General features: G+C 40.3%; 1 protein-coding gene. It reads left to right on the top strand.

Annotation, left to right across the window (positions count from 1 at the left end; all coding sequences use genetic code 11):
• Positions 1-100: 100 nt before the first annotated feature.
• Positions 101-305: hypothetical protein (locus H4O21_RS25270; RefSeq protein ID WP_220495929.1), on the top strand; the 205-nt coding region annotated here is incomplete at its 3' end.

Here is a 305-nt window from a genome sequence, read left to right as displayed (position 1 = left end):
ATCTGTATGTTGATGCAGGTTACGACTACGAAGAAGCGGAGCGAATGGCGAAAGATTTGCTTCGTGTGATTGGTGTGATTTTTGATGAGGATAAGGTGATATGAAAAATTATGAAGATATGAGTGATTTTGAGATTAACTCAGCAGTGCATAATGCTCTAATGCAGGAGCCGTACAAAATTGAATTTCTTGGCAATGACAGAATAAGATGGGTGAGAGGTTCAACTGACGTAACGACAGGAAAAGTAGGGTATGGCAAGCGCTCTCTTAAAGACTATTGCAATAATCCAGCTGATGCTGAACCTA

Origin of the sequence: Oceanospirillum sediminis (assembly GCF_014164585.1) — a bacterium.
Lineage (GTDB): Bacteria > Pseudomonadota > Gammaproteobacteria > Pseudomonadales > Halomonadaceae > Oceanospirillum > Oceanospirillum sediminis.
Note: the sequence above shows the minus strand (reverse complement) of the source record. Positions and strands in the feature narration are given on the sequence as shown.